Origin of the sequence: Amycolatopsis sp. H20-H5 (assembly GCF_035828755.1) — a bacterium.
Classification (GTDB): Bacteria; Actinomycetota; Actinomycetes; order Mycobacteriales; family Pseudonocardiaceae; genus Amycolatopsis.
Window position 1 is genome coordinate 1 of the sequence record NZ_JAYMZS010000062.1, and the last position, 17,366, is coordinate 17,366.

Below are 17,366 nucleotides of genomic sequence, written 5' to 3' on the forward strand. Positions count from 1 at the left end.
TCGTGCCACCGCCTGTCCGCCGCGGTCCGCCGCCGCAGCCGCAGCCGGAGGAAGAGTTCGAGGGCTCGCTCTTCGCTGAGGACGAGTACGAGGACTACGACGAGGACGGCTACGACGAGGACGGCTACGAGGATTACGACGATCCCGAGGACGAGCTCGCCGAGCCGGAGTACATCGAGGACGAACGGCCGAAGCCGCCCGCCCGCAAGAAGCGCGCGATCGGCTGGCTCGCCGCGATCGCGGTGATCGCCCTGCTCGCGGGCGGCGCCTGGTACGGCTTCACCGCGATCTTCGGCTACGACGACTTCGAGGGCAGCGGCGACGCCGACGTCCTCGTGCAGGTCGAACAGGGCGATTCGACCTCGGCCATCGCCGGGAAACTCGCGACGGCCGGGGTGGTCGCCAGCAGCAAGGCGTTCGTCAAGGCGGGGGAGGACAACACCAAGGTCACCCGCGTCCAGCAGGGCTATTACCAGCTGAAGACGAAGATGTCCGGCGCCAGCGCGGTCGAGAAGCTGGTGGACCCCAAGTCACGGGTCGGCCAGCTGCAGATCAAGCCCTACACGCAGCTCGACGACATCACCCAGCCCAACGGAGGAGTTACGCCGGGGGTCTACACCCTGCTGTCGAAGGCCTCCTGCGCCGACCTCAACGGCAAGAGCACCTGCATCCCGGTCGAGGAGCTGCGCAAGACGGTCGCGGGCCTTGACCTCGCCGTGGCCGGTGTCCCGTCGTGGGCGGTGGAGTCCGCGTCGAAGATCGAGCAGAAGGACAAGCGTCTCGAAGGGCTGATCGCGCCGGGCGTCTACGACGTGAAACCGGGCTGGACGGCGCCGGAGCTGGTCGCCGACGTCGTCAAGGCGTCGACCGAGCTCATCCAGGACGCCGGGCTGAGCGACAAGCAGACCGGTCCGGGCAAGACCCCGTACCAGACGCTGATCATCGCCTCGATCATCGAGCGCGAGGCGATCAAGTCCGACTTCGGCAAGATCTCCCGGGTCATCTACAACCGGCTCGCCAAGAACATGAAACTGGAGATGGACTCCACGGTCAACTACGTGCTGGACCGGCCCACGTTGCTGACCAAGCCGGAGGACCGGGAGAAGGCAGGCGCGTACAACACCTATCGCAACATCGGCCTCCCGCCGACGCCGATTTCGGTGCCCAGCAAGGAAGCCATCCAGGCCGCACTGCAGCCGACGGCCGGGGACTGGTTCTTCTTCGTCAAGTGCGAGAAGGACGGCCAGTCCTGTTTCGCGGTGACCAACGACGAGCACGAGAAGAACAAGCAAGACGCGCAGGCGCGCGGTGTCTACTGAGCCGCGCCGCGCGGCGATCCTGGGCAAGCCGGTCGAGCACTCGCTCTCGCCGGTCCTGCACGGGGCCGCGTTCACCGCGCTCGGCCTGACCGGCTGGACCTACGACCGGGTCGAACTGGACGCCGCCGGCCTGCCAGGGTTCGTCGACGGGCTCGGTCCGGAGTGGACGGGCCTGTCGGTGACGATGCCGGGCAAACGGGCGGCGCTCGACCACGCCGGCGAGGTGACGCCGCGGGCGGCCGCGGTCGGCGCGGCGAACACCCTGGTCCGTACGCCCGGCGGCTGGCTGGCCGACAACACCGACGTCGATGGCGTGACCGGCGCTCTGCGGGCGGCCGGGGGCTACCTCGCGGCTCCCGGTGACGTCGCCCTGGTGCTCGGCGCGGGCGGCACGGCTGCCGCCGCCGTCGTCGGTCTCGCCGCGCTCGGCGTGCGGACGGTGCGGCTCGTCGTGCGCGAGCCCGCGCGAGCTGCGGAGACGGCCGACGCGGCCAAGCGCGCGGGTCTCGACGTCGACGTCCTGCGTTGGTCCGAAGTGGACTTCAGTGCGCTGGCGGGGGAGTCCGCGGTGCTGGTGAACACGGTCCCGCCGGACGCCGTCGCGGGGCTGGTCGACACGCTGGCCGTGGTCGGCTGCGTGCTCGACGTCATCTACCACCCTTGGCCGACGCCGCTGGCCGAGGCCGTCACCGCCCGCGGCGGGAAGCTCGCCACCGGGCTGGACATGTTGCTGCACCAGGCTTTTGGGCAGAGCGAGCACTTCACCGGGCAGCCCGCGCCGCGCGCCGCGATGCGGGACGCGCTGCGCGAGGCGACGGGGAACATTCTCCCGTTGCCACTGGGCTAGGGAAAAATCCCTTTTCGCGAGCGGCCGGTGTTGCTAATCTGGTCGACTGCCTTGAGGAAGGAACGAGGGGTCATGCCCAAGCCCGACCGTGTCGACTACACCAACGAAGACCTGCCGGACATCTACGTCACGGAGGTCCCGAAGCTCAATTCCACCGTCACGCTGGCCGAGTACGACCCGGCGTGGCCCGGGTTGTACGACCGCGAAGCCGAGCGCATCAGGAAGATCCTGGGGGACAGGGTCCTGGTGCTCGAACACGTCGTCTCGACCTCGGTACCCGGGCTGTGCGCCAAGCCGATCATCGACATCCTGCTGGAAATCCCGGACACCGACGACGAGGACTCCTACGTCCCCGTGCTGGAGGCCGCCGGGTACGTGCTGCGGATCCGTGAGCCGGACTGGGAGCGGCACCGCCTGTTCAAGGGCCCGGACACCGACATCAACCTGCACGTCTACTCGCCGGGCAACGGCCAGGCCGAGCGCTACCGCCTGTTCCGTGAGCGCCTGCGGGCGCACGAGGACGAGCGGAAGCTTTACGAGGCAACGAAACGCCAGCTGGCCGCGCGGACGTGGACGTACGTCCAGCACTACGCCGACGCGAAGACCGAGGTGATCGACGCGATCATCGACCGGGCGCGGGCCGCGCAGTACGACGAGTTCAGCGAGCTCTACGCCGACCACGCGGAAACCAGTATCACCAACGCCTTCTACGACCGGCCCGCGATCGTGGAGCTGGCGGGCGACGTCGAGGGCAAGCGCGTGCTCGACGCCGGATGCGCGGCCGGGCACCTCAGCGCGTTGCTGGCCGCCCGGGGCGCGGACGTGCTCGGACTCGACGCCAGCGAGGGCATGGTCGCGATCGCCCGCAAACGCTTCGGCGAGGTCGCCCGGTTCGAGCGGGCCGATCTCGGCCAGCCGCTACGCTCGGTCGAGGACGGCTCGATCGACGTGATCACGGCTTCGCTGGTGCTGCATTACCTGCGGGACTGGGGCACGCCGCTCAGCGAGTTCCGCCGGGTGCTGCGGCCGGGCGGGACGCTGGTGTTCTCCGTCCACCATCCCGGCGAGGACTGGCACTGGTTCGGCAAGGACGACTACTTCCAGCTTGAGCTGCTGGAGGACGTCTTCCCGCTCGGCGAGGTCGGCCAGCAGGTCCAATTCTACCGGCGCCCGCTCAGCTGGACTTTCACCGCGGTGCGAGACGCCGGTTTCGCCGTCGACCGGATCGTCGAGCCGATGCCGGTCCCCGAAGCCGAAGCCCCCGACCCGGCTTGGTACCGAAAGCTCCGCACCCAGCCCCGCTTCCTGTACTTCCGCGCAATGTCTCCAACCTAGTTCGCCGCTGCTGCCAAGGTCCCTGAAGGCCACCATGACGGCGTTAAACGCCGTCATGGTGGCCTTCAGGGACCATCACGGTCCGGCGGGCGAGAGGTCCGCGACCAGGAGCTTGACGAGGGCGCCGAGGCGCTGGCGGTCGGGCTGACGGGTCGCGATGCCCGCCGTTTCCAGCGGCGCGGCCGTCACCGGGCCGACGCACGCGACCAGCATGTCGTCGCCGCACATCGCCGACACGAACTCGTCGTAGCGCCCGTGCTCCCGGGCGAGCGTGAGCAGGTTCGCCGCCGCAGGCGCGCTGGTGAACGCCAGCACCCGCACCTCCTGCGCGATCACGGCGTCGATCAGCGAGCGCACCTCGGCCGGGTCCTCCGGCGAGTGCCACCGGTACGGCTGGACCTCGACGAGCTCGGCGCCGTCGTCCCGCAGCGGCGCGGTGAACTCCGGCAAGGCCGTCCCGTGCAGCTGGACGGCCACCCGCGCGCCGCTCAAGCCGACGTCGCGCAGGTACCCGAACAGCTCGAGATTGCTCTCCTCGGGCGCCGAAAAGTCCTCTCGCAACCCCACTCCCCGCACCGCTCCCGCGGCTTTCGGCCCGCGGACGAAGATCCGCGACGCACGGAGCCTGTCCAGCAGCGCGTCGTGCACGCCCCAACCCTCCGCCGCGGACAACCAGCCGCGAAACCCGGCGCCGGTGGTCACCGCCGTGAAGTCGATGGGCGACGCGAGGACCGCGTCGGTCGCCTCGCGCAGCTTGGTGTCGTCGGGCAGCGGCACGATGCGGATCGTCGGCGCGTGGCGGACCGTCGCGCCGTACCGTTCCAGCGCCGCGATGAACTCCCCGGCCCGGCGCTCGGCCGTGATCCCGATGGTGACGCCGCTGAGCTCATCCATAGAACGTGCCCATCTCCCTGATCGCCTCGGCGAGCTGTTCGCGCAGGTCGGCGGGCTCGAGCAGCTGGATGCCCGCCCCGAACCGCAGCAGCTCGCCGACGGCGGCGTACCCCGGCTCCACCGGCAGTTCCATGCGCAGCCACCCCTCCTCGTCCGGCTCGGCGCCACTCGCGACGGCCTCGCGCAGCGCGCGGGCCCCGATGGCCCCCGCGTAGAACGGTACGAGGGCCTGCGCGCGCGGCGACATGCGCACCACCGCGACCCGCGGGTACATCCGCCGCTCGAACTGCTCGGACCACTCGCGCCAGTACCCCGGCAGGTCGAACTCGGCGGGCCGCTCGAAGGTCTCACCGAGCAGCGAAAACTCCAGCACCCGCGAAACCCGGTATGTCCGGTCGCTGCCGTCGCTGCGCGCGGCGAGGTACCAGTTGCCCGCCTTGAGGATCAGCCCCAGCGGCTCCAGCACCCGCTCGACGCGCTGCTGCCCCCACCGCTCGTACAGGATCCGCACCCGGCGGCTCCGCCACACCGCGTCCGCGACCTCGGACAGCACGGCCGGGCTCTCGATGCCGCGATGCCAGCCGGGGACGTCCAGGTAGAAGCGCTCGGCGACCTTGCCCGCCCGGCTGCGCAGCTCCTCCGGCAGCGCGGCGTACAGCTTGAGCTGCGCGGCGGCGAGCACCGTGCCGAGCCCGAGTTCGGCGGCGGCGACCGGCAACCCGGCCAGCGAAAGCGACTGGGCCTCCTCCTCGGTCATCCCGGTCAGCCGCGTGCGGTAGCCGTCGACGAGCTGGTAGCCACCGGCCCGCCCGCGATCGGCGTAGACCGGCACCCCGGACGCCGACAGCGCGTCGATGTCCCGGTAGATCGTCCGGACGGAGACCTCCAGCTCGGTGGCGAGCTCTTCGGCGGTCATCCGGCCGCGGTTCTGCAGCAGCAGGAGTACCGACAGCAGTCTGCTCGCGCGCATGGGATCCAGTATGCAGTTAAAACCTGACACAAGCTGACAGGTATGGCTGACAGAGTCGTCACCAGCAACGTCGTCACCAGCAACCCTGACAAGGAGAACCGATGAGTGACACCTTTGCCATGAAATCCTGGGACGAGAAGGTCGTCAGCGGCACCGACGGCGGCCCTCGCGTCGCTTGCGCGCACGCCACGATGGCGTACACCGGGGTCGTCGAGGGTGAATCCGTCCTCGACCTTCTGCTCTACTACGCGGGTGAAGGCTTCGACGGCGTGGGCACGGCCGCACCCGGCTTCGAGCGGTTCGAGGCCAATGTGGACGGTCGAGCGGGCAGCTTCGTGGTCAAGCACGAAACCGGCTTCGACGCCGCGGGCATCCACAGCACGTTCACGATCGTGCCCGGCTCCGGGACCGGCGAGCTCGCCGGGATCACCGGCTCCGGCACGACGTCCGGCGTGATGGGCGAACCCACCATGGCGTACACCTTGGACTTCGAGCTTTCGTAGGAGATCAGCATGCTGGAAGTCGGCCGTGAGCAGGTGCTCGCCTACCGCATCGCCGCGCAGGGCCTGCACCGCACCGAAACCGGCGCGGCGAAGCTCGCCGTGTTCGATCTGGGGTTGCAGGACAGCGTGCGCGACACGGCGTTGCTGGCACTGTCCGCCCGCCTCGACGCCGACGTCCGCCCCGAGTCCCTTGTGGACTCCGAATCGCTCGTGCTCGCGTGGTCGCACCGGGGTGCGCCGCACTTCCACCGGCGTGCCGAGCTCGCGGCCGTGACGGCGGGGCTGGTGCCACTGGACGACGCCGACGCGCTGGCCCGGATGCTGTGGCAGCGCGGTCAGCTCGAGAAAACGGGGCTGGACCCGGCCGACGTCCTGTTCACCGCGGCGCGCGCGATCCGCAAGGTGGTGACCGGCCCGATGACCAAGGGCACCGCGAGCACCGCGGTGACGAAAGCGGTGCCCGAAGGTTTTTCCTACTGGTGCAGGGGATGCGGTGCGACACACATCTACGAGCAGCTGATGCGCGTCGCGACCCTGCACGGCGGCGTCCGGCTGGAGGCGGGTGCCACCCCGGCGACGCTGGCCCCGCTCGAAGCCCGCGGCCCGGTGCGCACCAAGCCGGACGTCGCCGCCGCCACGGAAATCGTCGCCCGCTACCTGCGCGTCCACGGTCCGGCCACGCTCTCGGAAGCCGCCGCGTTCGTCGGCACGACCAAGACGATCGCCGCCCGGATGTGGCCGGCGGGCTTGGCCGAAGTGAGCGTCGACGGCAAGCGCGCGTACCTCCCCGCCGAGCGAGTCGCCGAGCTGGAGAGCCCGCCGGAGCCGGACTTCATGCGCCTGCTGCCCCCGCTGGACCCGCTGACACAGGCCAGGGACAGGGCCGTGCTGGTGCCGGACAAGGCGCGGCAGAAGGAGGTCTGGAAGATCCTCGGCAACCCGGGCGTCCTGCTCGCCGACGGCGAGATCGCGGGCGTCTGGCGCGCGAAGGCCGTCGGCCGCAAACGCCTGGACGTCACGATCACGCCGTTCACCCCGCTGCCCGCCCCGGTCCGCAAGGCGGCCGAGGCCGAAGCGGAGCGCGTCGCCGCGGCACGCCTCTTCCCGGACCAGACGATCACCTTCTCCTGACCTCCCGAGTGTCATGAAAGGGTCTTTCCAGGCAATTTTTGTCCTGAAAGACCCTTTCATGACACTTGAGAGACGGGTGGCAGGAAGCGGACTGGCGGACTGGCGGGGTGTCGGGCGGGGCGAGGGTGGCGAGACTGGGGAGGCCCTTCGACCGCCGACGGAAGCCGAGTGACGACAATGCCTTCGAAGACGCCCCAGCGGCCCGGTGCGTGGACACTGGTACTCCCCGCGATGATGCCGCTTGCCGGGCTGTTCATCCTCTACGTCTCGCTGCTCGGCCGGGGTGATCCGGCGCAGTCGGTGGTGGGCGTGTTCTCCATCGTCATGGGGCCGGTCCTGTACTTCCAGGCCAAACGGAAGCGCCGACAGTAGCTCAGGCGTCCACGGCCAGGCGGTAGCCGCGTTTGACGACCGTCTGGACGACCTTGCCCTCGCCGAGGGCGGTGCGCAGCCTCCCGATGGCGGTCTCGACGGCGTGCTCTTCCCCGCCGCCGGGCAGGGAGGACGTCAGCTCGCGGCGGGACACCACTCGGCCGGGGGACACCGCCAGGGCGCGCAGCAGCGCCATCGGCGCGGGGGCGACGTCGCACCATTGGCCGTCCACGATCGCGGCCTGGCCGCGCAGCTCGATGGACCGTCCGCCGGCGAGCAGCCGAGGTGAACGGGCCACCAGTTCCTCCGAGACCGTGCGGGCCAGTGCGCCGATCCGGGACCGCTGGGGCTGCACGGTCGGGATGCCCAGCGCCGCGAGCGGTCCGGCGGTGATCGGGCCGACGCACGCCACCAGCACCCGCTTCTCCAGCGCGCGGACGATCCCGGGCAGCCGGCCGGTGCGCTTGGCGACCGTCAGCATGCTCGCCGCCGCCGGTGCGCTGGTGAACGGGAGCGCGTCCACCGTGCCGTCGAGCACCGCGTCCAGGAGCCGGTCCAGCGGGCCGTGGTCGGCCGGGCCGACCCAGCGATACACCGGGATCTCGACCACCTCGGCTCCCGCATTTCGTAGACTGTCTACAAAAAACGGTAGCGGTTCGCCATGCAATTGCACGGCGATCCGGTGTCCGTCCACACCGGATTCCAGCAGGTGCTGCAACAGCTCGGCGTTGCTCTCCGAAGCCGGTGAGTAGTCCTCCGAGAGCCCGGCCGCGCGGATGGCGCCCTTGGCCTTGGGGCCGCGGGTGAGCACCGACGCGTGGGAAAGCCGCTCGAGCAGCGCTTCCCCGATGCCCCAGCCCTCGGCCGCCTCGATCCAGCCGCGGAAACCGATCCCGGTGGTCGCCACCACGGCGTCGAGATGCTCGTCCAGCAGCTTGGTCGTCGCCGCGTGCAGCTCGGTGTCGTCGGCGAGCGGCACGATCCGGATCGCCGGGCCGTACCGCACCTCGGCGCCCTTGCGCACGAGCAACGCGCCGAGCTCCTCCGCCCGGCGCGCCGCGGTGATACCCACGACGAACCCGGCCAGCGGAAGGACATCCGTCACGGCGATCCCACTTCGACCACTCCTTCGTTCAGCCGGACCGGGTACACCCGCACCGACACGCCATCCTCGTCGAGGCACACCCCGGTCCGCAGGTCGAACCGCTCCTTGTACACCGGCGAAGCCACCACGGGCACGCCGCCCGCGTCACCGATGATCCCCCTTGACAGCACCGCGGCACCACTGCAGGGGTCGAGGTTCGCCAGCCCGAACCACCGCTGCCCCGGCAGGTGGAAGATCGCCACCTGCTCGCCACTGTCGAGCAGCGCGGCCGCGCCGGACCACTCCGGCACGGCGTCGGCGGGGCACACGGCCACCCAGGTCTTCTCCAGTGAAAGCGTCATCGCACAGCCACCTCCGGGATGCCGAGCAGCACCGGGACCTTCTGTTCCCGTTCGGTCCGGAACGAGATCGTGGGATCCGGCGTGCCCGGCGCGTTGACGAACGAGCTGAACCGCGCGAGCTTCTGCGGGTCCTCCAGCACCCCTCGCCATTCGTCGGCGTAGTCGCCGACGTGCTTGGCCATCGCCGCGTCGAGGTCCTCGCAGATGCCGAGGCTGTCGTCGACGATCACCGCGCGCAGGTGGTCGAGCCCACCGTCCAGCTCCTCGATCCACGGCGCCGTGCGCTGCAGCCGGTCGGCCGTGCGCACGTAGAACATCAGGAACCGGTCGATGGTCCTGATCAACGTCCCCGTGTCCACATCGGACACCAGGAGCTCGGCGTGGCGCGGGGTCAGGCCGCCGTTGCCGCCCACGTAGAGGTTCCAGCCCTGCTCGGTCGCGATGATCCCGAAGTCCTTGCTCCTGGCCTCCGCGCACTCCCGCGCGCAACCGGAAACACCGGACTTGATCTTGTGGGGCGACCGCAGCCCGCGGTACCGCAGCTCCAGTTCGATCGCCAGGCCGACGCTGTCCTGCACGCCGTACCGGCACCAGGTCGAGCCGACGCAGGACTTCACCGTCCGCAGCGCCTTGCCGTAGGCGTGCCCCGACTCGAACCCGGCGTCGACGAGCTGCCGCCAGATCAGCGGCAGCTGGTCGACGGTCGCGCCGAACAGGTCGATCCGCTGCCCACCGGTGATCTTGGTGTACAGCCCGAAATCCAGCGCCACCCGCGCGAGGACCATCAGCTTCTCCGGGGTGATCTCGCCGCCCGGGATCCGCGGCACCACCGAGTAGGTGCCGTTGCGCTGCAGGTTCGCCAGGTACTTGTCGTTGGTGTCCTGCAGCGTCGCCTGCTCGCCGCCGAGGATGTGCCCGTTGCCCAGCGTGGCCAGGATCGACGCCACCGCGGGCTTGCAGATCGCGCAGCCGTCGCCCTTGCCGTAGCGCGCGATCACCTCGCTGAACGTGACGATCCTCGTCGCCTGGACGATCGTGAACAGCTCGGCACGCGACTGCGTGAAGTGCTCGCACAGCGCCTTCGACTGCTCAACGCCACAGGACGTGAGCAGCTTCGCCAGCAGCGGGACACACGAACCACAGGTCGTGCCCGCCCGGGTGCACGCCTTGACCTTCGGCACCGAATCGCAGCCCTGCTCGTGGATCGCGGTGGTAATGTCCCCTTTGGACACTCCGTTGCACGAGCAGATCTGCGCCTGGTCCGGCAGCGCGTCGACGCCGACCCCGCCGCCGCCCCCGGCCGGAGCCAGGATCGCACCCGGCTCGCCGGGCAGTGCCCGGCCGACCAGCGTGCGCAACGTGTTGTAGTCACTCGCGTCACCGACCAGCACGCCGCCAAGGAGGGTCTTCGAGTCGTCGGAAATCACGAGCTTCTTGTACGAACCCGCGACGGCGTCGTTGAAGACGACCTCCAGCGAGCCCTCGGTCGCGGCGTGGGCGTCGCCAAAACTCGCGACGTCGACGCCCATCAGCTTCAGCTTCGTGGACGTGTCCGGTTCCGGGAACTCCGCCGACCCACCCGTCAGCCCGGCCGCGACGACCTCGGCCATCGCGTAGCCCGGCGCGACAATGCCGTACACGCGCCCCTCGACCGCCGCGCACTCGCCGATCGCGTAGACCCGCGGATCCGAAGTCCGGCAGGACGAATCGACCAGTACGCCGCCACGCGGCCCCAGTTCGAGGCCGGACGAGCGGGCGAGGTCGTCACGCGGCCGGACCCCGGCCGAGAACACGACCAGGTCGACGTCGAGTTCGGTGCCGTTGCCGAGTTTCGCCAGCAGCCGCTCACCGTCCACCTCGATGGCGTCCGTGGACGTTCCAGTGTGGACGGTCACGTCGAGCGCGGCGATGAGCCGCCGCAGCAGCCCGCCCCCGCCGTCGTCGATCTGCAACGGCATCAGGCGTGGCGCCATCTCGACGACGTGTGGCGACAATCCCATGTCACGCAACGCCTTGGCAGCCTCCAGTCCGAGCAGGCCACCACCGATCACCACCGCCGAGCGACGGCCGCGGCCGGGGCGACCGGCGGCCACCCGGATGGCGTCGAGGTCCTCGATGGTCCGGTAGACGAAGCAGCCGGGCAGATCGTGCCCCGGCACGGGGGGCACGAACGGCCGGGAGCCGGTCGCCAGTACCAGCGCGTCGTAGCGCTGCTCGAACCCGGACTCGGTGACCACCACCCGCCGCTCTCTGTCCACGGAGGACACCGCGTCGCCGAGCCGGAGCTCGACCAGGTCGTCACCCTCGTACTCCGCACCGGGCAGCGCCAGCGCCGCCGGGTCCCAAGTCTCCACATAGGACGTCAGGGCAACTCGATCGTACGCGGGACGGGGTTCTTCGCCCAGTACGACCACCCGCCATTCCCCGGCGGAGTCCTCCGCCCGCACCGCCTCGACGAGGCGGTGGGCGACCATGCCGTGACCGGCGACGACCAGCGTGGGCATCAGACCTCCGTACCCGCGAGGGCCAGCCCTCGCGCACTCGGCTCGGTAGCGGGCTTGCGCAGGTAGACCGCCCAGGTGACGACGAAACAGATTCCGTAGAACACCAGGAAGCCGACGAACGCGGGCACCCCGCTCTTCGTGTCGGTGAACGACTGGCGGAACGCCAGGTTGATGAACAGCCCGCCCATCGCGCCGATCGCGCCGGCGAGCCCGATGAGCGCCCCGGACAGTCGCCGGGCCTTCAGCAGTTCGACGGCCTCTTCGGCGCCTTCGGTGATCGCCACCTTGGCCTTCGCCCGGAAGATCGCCGGGATCATCTTGTAGGTCGAGCCGTTGCCGACTCCGGCGAGTACGAAAAGGACGATGAACGCGACCGTGAACAGTCCCAGCGACTTCGACGTCGAGGCCAGGATCAGGACCACTGTGCACAGTGCCATCCCGACGAAGGTGACGAAGGTGACCTTGCCGCCGCCGATCCGGTCGGACAGCCAGCCGCCGGCGGGCCGCGCCAGCGAGCCCAGCAGCGGGCCGAGGAACGTGACGGCCGCGGCCTGCAGTGGCGTGCGGCCGAACTGGTTCTGCAGCACCAGGCCGAAGGCGAAGCTGTAACCGATGAACGAGCCGAACGTGCCGATGTAGAGCAGCGACATCACCCAGGTGTGCGGGTCCTTGACGACCTCGCGCATGGCCTTGGTGTCACCGCGGACGCTCACCAGGTTGTCCATTTTCAACGCCGCGAAGGTGGCCGCGACGACGATCAGCGGGATGTAGGCGTAGAGCACGATCCTGGGCGCGGTCGCGCCCGCCGTCCCGATGACCAGCAGGCCGACCAGCTGAATCGCGGCCACACCGAGGTTTCCGCCACCGGCATTGAGCCCGAGCGCCCAGCCCTTGGACTTCTCCGGGTAGAACGTGTTGATGTTGGTCATCGACGAGGCGAAGTTGCCGCCGCCGACGCCGCCCAGCGCCGCGACGAACAGGAACATGCCGAACGAAGTCCCCGGGTGCAGCACGATCGTGGCCAGCACGGTCGGGATCAGCAGCAGCGTGGCGCTGACGACCGTCCAATTGCGACCGCCGAACTTCGCCACGGCGAACGTGTAGGGCAGCCGCATGAGCGCGCCCACCAGTGTCGGCGTGGAGACCAGGAGGAACTTGTCCCCCGCCGAGAGGCCGTAGGCGGGCCCCATGAACAGGACCATCACCGACCAGAGGCTCCAGATCGAGAACCCGATGTGCTCGGCGAGGATGGAGAACCACAGGTTCCGCCGGGCGATCTTCTTCCCGGTCGCCTCCCAGAACGTCTCGTCCTCCGGGTTCCAGTGCTCGATCCAGCGTTTGCCACGGTGCTCGGTGGTGGTGGTCATCGCGTCCTCCTTCGTGGGTGTGTTCACTGGGCCACTAGCCAGTCGGCGACCGCGCACACCGTGTCGCGGCAACTCCCGCACCCGGTGGTGGCTCTGGTCGCTTCGGCCAGCGCGGGGACGTCGGTGGCCCCAGCTCGCCAGGCCTCGACGAGACGGCCCTTGGTCACGGAGTTGCAGCGGCAGATCAGGGCCGACGCCGGCAGGTCGGCCGGGCTCGACGCCGGTGCCGCGCCCGCGGGCAGCGCGCGTCCGAAAAGGACGGACAGCCGGTCCTCGGGCACCGGGATGCCGCGATCGTGCAGCTGGGTGATCATCGCCGCGGAATCGGGCAGCCCCAGCAGGATCGCGCCCGCGACCCGGTCGTCGCGGACGACGAGCTTGGCATAGCGGCCGCGTTCCGGGTCGGCGAACGAGAGCACCTCGCCGTCCGCCTCGTGGTCTCCGATCGCGGCGAGGTCGATGTCGCGCGCCTTCAGCCTGGTCACCGGCGCCGTGCCGCGGTAGCGCGCGGCGGAGTCCGTACCGGTCAACAGGTCGGCGAGCACGGCGGCCTGCTCCCACGCGGGCTGCACGAGCCCGGAGATCGTGCCGGGATGGCGGACGCAGTCGCCGAGCGCGTGGATCCGGCCGTCGCTGGTGCGCAGGGCGTCGTCGACCAGAATCCCACGGTCGACGCTCAGCCCGGCTTCCTCGGCCAGCGCGGTTTCCGCGCGGACGCCGGTGCAGACGACGACCAGGTCGGCCGGGATGTGGGAGCCGTCGTCAAGCTTGAGGCCGTCGCCGGGCAGGTACCGCGCGGCGCCGACGCCGAGCCGGAACGTGACACCGAGTTTGGTGAGACTCTTGACGAGCACACCCGCGGCGCCCGCGTCGAGCTGCCGTTCCATGACGTGCGACGCCGGATGCACCACAGTGACCAGGTTCCCTCGGCCCGCCAGTCCCCGCGCGGCTTCGAGGCCGAGCAGGCCACCGCCGAGCACGGCGACCGGCGCGCCCAGTTTGGCGGCTTCGAGGATCCGGGCGCAGTCGTCGAGCGACCGGAACGCGACGACGTCGTCGCCCTGCTCGAGCCCCTCGACCGGCGGAAGCCATGGACTGGCACCGGTCGCGATCACCAGCGCGTCGTAGTCCACAGTGGACCCGTCGGAAAGCTCGACCCGGCGGAGCCCCCGGTCGATCCGGGTGGCGGTGATGCTCGTGCGGAGGTCGACGTGGTGCCGCTCGGCCCAGTCCTCGTCGTGCAGGCGAACGGTTTCCGCCCGCATGGTGCCCGCGACGACGGCCGAGAGAAGGACCCGGTTGTAGGCGGGGTGCGACTCCGCACCGAGCACGGTCAACGCGACCCGCTCCCCGGCCGGGTCACGCCGCCGGATCTCGTCTGCCAGCCGGGAGCCCGCCATGCCGTAACCGAGCACGACCACTCTGCGGGGGCTCACGCGGCACCCTCCACAGGGGACAGTGCGACCGCGCACACCTTGAACTCGGGCATCCGGCTGACCGGGTCGAGCGCGGGGTTCGTGAACAGATTCGCCCGTTGCTCGCCGGGGAAGTGGAACGGCAGGAACACGACGTCGGGCCGGAGCGTGCTCACGTACCGCGCCCGCGCGACGGTCTCGCCGCGGCGCGAACGGACCACGGCCAGTTCGCCGTCGGTGACACCCGCCCTGGCCGCGGTGTCGGGATGGACCTCCACGTAGACCTCCGGCACCATGTCGTTGAGCTCACCGATGAGCCGGGTCTGCGCGCCCGACTGGTAGTGCTGCAGCACGCGGCCGGTGGTGGCCAGCAGCGGGAAGTCGTCGTCGGGCGCCTCGGCCGGGCCGACGTGGTCGACCGGCACGAACCGGGCCCGGCCGTCGGCGTGGCCGAACCGGTCGAGGAACAGCCGTGGCGTGCCGGGATGGGTTTCGCCGGGCACCGGCCAGTGCAACGCCTCGCCCGCGCGCAACCGGCCGTAGGTCACGCCGGAGTAGTCGGCGACCCCGCCCTTCGACGCCGCGCGCAGTTCGGTGAAAACGGTTTCGGCGTCGGCGGGAAACCGCCCGGCGGGCTGCCCGAGGCGCGCGGCGAGCTCCGAAAGGACAGTCAGGTCTGTCCTTACTCCCTGCGGCGGGTCGAGTGCCTTGGTGCGCAACAGGATCCGGCCTTCGAGATTGGTCATCGTGCCCTCCTCCTCGGCCCACTGCGTGACCGGCAGGACGACGTCGGCGAGCGCGGCGGTCTCCGAGAGGACCAGATCGGCCACCACCAGGAAGTCCAAAGCGGACAGTCGTTCTTGGACGGCGGCGGAGCGGGGCGCCGAGACGACCACGTTGCTGCCGAACACCATCAGCGCGCTCGGGCCGTCTTCCCTGCCGAGCGCGTCGAGCAGTTCCACGGCCGATCGCCCCGGGCCGGGCAGCGATTCCGGTGGCACGCCCCAGACACCCGCGACATACTCGCGGGCGGCGGGGTCGTCGATCTTGCGGTAGCCGGGCAGCTGGTCGGCCTTCTGCCCGTGCTCACGCCCGCCCTGACCATTGCCCTGGCCGGTCAGGCAGCCGAAACCGGAACCCTGGCGGCCGGGCAGGCCCAGCGCGAGCGCCAGGTTGATCCACGCGCCGACCATCGCCGTGCCGTTGGCGTGCTGCTCGGTTCCGCGCGCGGTCAGCACATACGCGTTGCGTGCGGCCGCGAGCTTGGCGGCGGCGCGACGTTGATCCGCGGCGGCCACGCCGGTCACCTGCTCGACGCGCTCCGGCCACCAGGACGCCGCCGTTCGCCAGACCTCGCCGAACCCAGTGGTCCGCTCATCCACATAGGACTGACGAAGATGGCCGTCGGCGACCACGGCATGCAGGATTCCCAGTGCCAGTGCGAGATCCGTCCCGGGCGCGGGCGCGAGGTGCAGGCTCGCCAGCTCGGCGGTCGGGGTGCGGCGCGGGTCGACGACGATGAGATCGGCGCCGCGCAGGTGCTGGGTGAACGGCGGCATGGTCTCCGCCGGGTTCGCCCCGATAAGCAGCACGGCGTCGGCGTCGCCGAGATCCGTGACGGGGAAGGGCATCCCGCGATCGACCCCGAATGCCTTGATCCCCGCCGCGGCCGCCGAGGACATGCAGAACCGGCCGTTGTAGTCGATCTGCGACGTGCCGAGCGCGACCCTGGCGAACTTGCCGAGCAGATAAGCCTTTTCGTTCGTGAGCCCGCCGCCGCCGAAGACGGCGACGGAATCGGCGCCCTTGGTCAGCCGGAGCTCCGCGAGCCGCCTGGCGATGAGGTCCAGCGCGTCCGGCCAGCTCGCGGGGCGCAGCTCACCGCCGGTGCGGATCAGCGGGGTCGTCAGCCGCGAGGGCGAACTGAGCAGTTCGCCCGCCGTCCAGCCCTTCTGGCACAGGCCACCGCGGTTCACCGGGAACTGCCTCGGCGACACCTTGGCGCCGTCCAGGCTCATCCCGCACTGCAGCGCGCAGTAGGGGCAGTGGGTGTCCACGACGGTCGTGGCTTCGGCGAGCAGCGACACGGGGACCTCCTCCGGCTTCGGGATGCCCGAACGCTAAGGAGGCCGTGTTACCTGGAAACGCCCGGATGTTTCGGGCAGTTGACATTGCGGGCGGTCACGCGCGGGTGCGCGGTGAGGTCGGCACCAACCACAACACCCCCCGGACACCGTGTCGACTGCCCCTGAAGGCCACCATGACGGCGTTTAACGCCGTCATGGTGGCCTTCAGGGGCACGCGCGGACGTAACCAACGCCACAGCGGAGGAGCTCAGATGAACTCGCTGACCTCGCGGGCCGCGGCGCGCAGGCCGTCGAGCGCGGCGCGGGTGGACTTCGGGTCGAGCGCGTTCGCCGCGAGCCGGAAGAGCACCGCGCGCAACAGCAGCTGCGGCCATTCGGGCAGGTGGGACCAGCGGTCGAGGAGCTCGAAACCCGCGCCGCCCCAGGCCAGCGCGTCGACCGCGACCACGGCGGCGCCCCACTCGGCGGGCCGGTAGTACGGGACGAAGTCGACCAGGCCCGGCGCCTGGTCCCCGTCGAACAGCAGCCCGGCCAGCAGCTCGGCGTGCACGACCTGGTCCGGCAGCTTCACCGGACGGCGTGCCCCGGCCAGCACCTCGAACCAGCGGCCACCCTTGGCCTCCTCGAGCGGGAGCTCGAGCTCCTCCCAGGCGAGCTTGTCCGCGGCGGCCTCGACGTCGGCGCGCTGGGCGAGGAACCCCGGACGGGGGAACTCGGCGGTGGCCCGATGCAGCCTGATCGCGGCGAGCACGGCTTCCTCACCCCGATGGTCGGCCGCGCCGGAGACGAACCGGTTCGCCTGCCAGCCACCCACGATGTGCCGCCCGTCGGTCGAGCGCACCGGCTTGGCGACCCGCAGCCCCGGCACGTCGACCCGCTCGAGCGCGCGAGCCGTCCACACCGACCGCGCCTTGTCGACGACCGGCTTCAGCACCAGCTCCCCGGACCGCCACGAACGCGAATCCGGCAGCCGCACCAGACCGTCGACAACGCCACCGAACGCCTTGCAGACGTGCTCGGGGGGACAGGCGAGGGAGGACCGCACACCGCGTGACGTTACCCGGCCGAGTGTTCCACGAACGAGAAGACTCGCTGGTCACACTCGCAATTGGCGCAAAAGGGAGCAAGGGACCTTTGCTGCCGCCGGGGGCGATAGCAAAGGTCCCTTGCTCCTGT

Annotated in this window: 15 protein-coding genes; 6 read left to right on the forward strand and 9 right to left on the reverse strand. The window is 70.4% G+C overall.

Features of this window, described 5'->3' with window-relative positions:
• Positions 1–2: 2 nt before the first annotated feature.
• The 3 genes from mltG (at position 3) to QMK34_RS28635 (ending at position 3,501) form a co-directional block, all read left to right on the forward strand.
• Complete coding sequence (gene mltG / locus QMK34_RS28625) at positions 3–1,319, forward strand: endolytic transglycosylase MltG (RefSeq protein ID WP_442785239.1); 1,317 nt, start codon at positions 3–5, stop codon at positions 1,317–1,319.
• A gap of 16 nt (positions 1,320–1,335) precedes the next feature.
• Entirely contained in the window at positions 1,336–2,166 is an 831-nt protein-coding gene (locus QMK34_RS28630) for a shikimate dehydrogenase (RefSeq protein WP_326417655.1), read from the forward strand.
• Positions 2,167–2,238: 72 nt separating this feature from the next.
• Positions 2,239–3,501 carry a GrpB family protein gene (locus QMK34_RS28635; protein WP_326417606.1) on the forward strand — a complete coding sequence of 421 codons (1,263 nt, stop codon included), beginning with the start codon at positions 2,239–2,241 and terminating at the stop codon, positions 3,499–3,501.
• 75 nt (positions 3,502–3,576) lie between these two features.
• Here the strand turns inward: QMK34_RS28635 and QMK34_RS28640 are convergent, their stop codons facing one another.
• Together QMK34_RS28640 and QMK34_RS28645 are read right to left on the reverse strand one after the other, a co-directional pair.
• The gene (locus tag QMK34_RS28640; protein ID WP_326417607.1) at positions 3,577–4,395 is read right to left on the reverse strand and encodes a uroporphyrinogen-III synthase; all 819 of its coding nucleotides are present in this window, start codon (positions 4,393–4,395) and stop codon (positions 3,577–3,579) included.
• Positions 4,388–5,365 (reverse strand): helix-turn-helix transcriptional regulator, encoded by a 978-nt coding sequence (locus QMK34_RS28645; protein WP_326417609.1) that lies wholly within the window; start codon positions 5,363–5,365, stop codon positions 4,388–4,390. Before QMK34_RS28645 ends, QMK34_RS28640 begins: the two co-directional genes overlap by 8 nt.
• 101 nt (positions 5,366–5,466) lie before the next feature.
• Between QMK34_RS28645 and QMK34_RS28650 the strand changes: the two genes are divergently transcribed.
• The 3 genes from QMK34_RS28650 to QMK34_RS28660 all read left to right on the forward strand — a co-directional run bounded on the left by QMK34_RS28650 (position 5,467) and on the right by QMK34_RS28660 (position 7,371).
• Complete coding sequence (locus tag QMK34_RS28650; RefSeq protein WP_326417610.1) at positions 5,467–5,868, forward strand: DUF3224 domain-containing protein; 402 nt, start codon at positions 5,467–5,469, stop codon at positions 5,866–5,868.
• 9 nt (positions 5,869–5,877) lie between these two features.
• Positions 5,878–6,999: a winged helix DNA-binding domain-containing protein gene (locus tag QMK34_RS28655; protein ID WP_326417611.1), complete on the forward strand. Its 1,122-nt coding sequence runs from the start codon at positions 5,878–5,880 to the stop codon at positions 6,997–6,999.
• 168 nt (positions 7,000–7,167) lie between these two features.
• Positions 7,168–7,371 (forward strand): hypothetical protein, encoded by a 204-nt coding sequence (locus QMK34_RS28660; RefSeq protein WP_326417612.1) that lies wholly within the window; start codon positions 7,168–7,170, stop codon positions 7,369–7,371.
• Position 7,372: 1 nt separating this feature from the next.
• Here QMK34_RS28660 and QMK34_RS28665 read toward each other — a convergent pair whose 3' ends face one another.
• The 7 genes from QMK34_RS28665 to QMK34_RS28695 all read right to left on the reverse strand — a co-directional run bounded on the left by QMK34_RS28665 (position 7,373) and on the right by QMK34_RS28695 (position 17,235).
• Positions 7,373–8,476: a uroporphyrinogen-III synthase gene (locus QMK34_RS28665; protein ID WP_326417613.1), complete on the reverse strand. Its 1,104-nt coding sequence runs from the start codon at positions 8,474–8,476 to the stop codon at positions 7,373–7,375.
• The gene (gene nirD / locus QMK34_RS28670) at positions 8,473–8,817 is read right to left on the reverse strand and encodes a nitrite reductase small subunit NirD (protein ID WP_326417614.1); all 345 of its coding nucleotides are present in this window, start codon (positions 8,815–8,817) and stop codon (positions 8,473–8,475) included. Before nirD ends, QMK34_RS28665 begins: the two co-directional genes overlap by 4 nt.
• Positions 8,814–11,321, reverse strand: a complete 2,508-nt coding sequence (gene nirB / locus QMK34_RS28675; RefSeq protein WP_326417615.1) for a nitrite reductase large subunit NirB — start codon at positions 11,319–11,321, stop codon at positions 8,814–8,816. Before nirB ends, nirD begins: the two co-directional genes overlap by 4 nt.
• Positions 11,321–12,688 carry a nitrate/nitrite transporter gene (locus QMK34_RS28680; RefSeq protein WP_326417616.1) on the reverse strand — a complete coding sequence of 456 codons (1,368 nt, stop codon included), beginning with the start codon at positions 12,686–12,688 and terminating at the stop codon, positions 11,321–11,323. Before QMK34_RS28680 ends, nirB begins: the two co-directional genes overlap by 1 nt.
• 23 nt (positions 12,689–12,711) lie before the next feature.
• Positions 12,712–14,124 carry an FAD-dependent oxidoreductase gene (locus QMK34_RS28685; RefSeq protein WP_326417617.1) on the reverse strand — a complete coding sequence of 471 codons (1,413 nt, stop codon included), beginning with the start codon at positions 14,122–14,124 and terminating at the stop codon, positions 12,712–12,714.
• Positions 14,121–16,190 (reverse strand): molybdopterin oxidoreductase family protein, encoded by a 2,070-nt coding sequence (locus QMK34_RS28690; RefSeq protein WP_326417618.1) that lies wholly within the window; start codon positions 16,188–16,190, stop codon positions 14,121–14,123. Before QMK34_RS28690 ends, QMK34_RS28685 begins: the two co-directional genes overlap by 4 nt.
• A 247-nt stretch (positions 16,191–16,437) precedes the next feature.
• Positions 16,438–17,235 (reverse strand): TIGR02569 family protein, encoded by a 798-nt coding sequence (locus tag QMK34_RS28695; protein WP_326417619.1) that lies wholly within the window; start codon positions 17,233–17,235, stop codon positions 16,438–16,440.
• Between the last annotated feature and the right edge of the window lie 131 nt (positions 17,236–17,366).

Coding starts and splice junctions, on each gene's coding strand:
- nirD (WP_326417614.1), bottom strand. CDS start 8,817: ATGACGCTTTCACTGGAGAAGACCTGGGTGGCCGTGTGCCCCGCCGAC.
- QMK34_RS28650 (WP_326417610.1), top strand. CDS start 5,467: ATGAGTGACACCTTTGCCATGAAATCCTGGGACGAGAAGGTCGTCAGC.
- nirB (WP_326417615.1), bottom strand. CDS start 11,321: ATGCCCACGCTGGTCGTCGCCGGTCACGGCATGGTCGCCCACCGCCTC.
- QMK34_RS28680 (WP_326417616.1), bottom strand. CDS start 12,688: ATGACCACCACCACCGAGCACCGTGGCAAACGCTGGATCGAGCACTGG.
- QMK34_RS28655 (WP_326417611.1), top strand. CDS start 5,878: ATGCTGGAAGTCGGCCGTGAGCAGGTGCTCGCCTACCGCATCGCCGCG.
- QMK34_RS28645 (WP_326417609.1), bottom strand. CDS start 5,365: ATGCGCGCGAGCAGACTGCTGTCGGTACTCCTGCTGCTGCAGAACCGC.
- QMK34_RS28640 (WP_326417607.1), bottom strand. CDS start 4,395: ATGGATGAGCTCAGCGGCGTCACCATCGGGATCACGGCCGAGCGCCGG.
- QMK34_RS28635 (WP_326417606.1), top strand. CDS start 2,239: ATGCCCAAGCCCGACCGTGTCGACTACACCAACGAAGACCTGCCGGAC.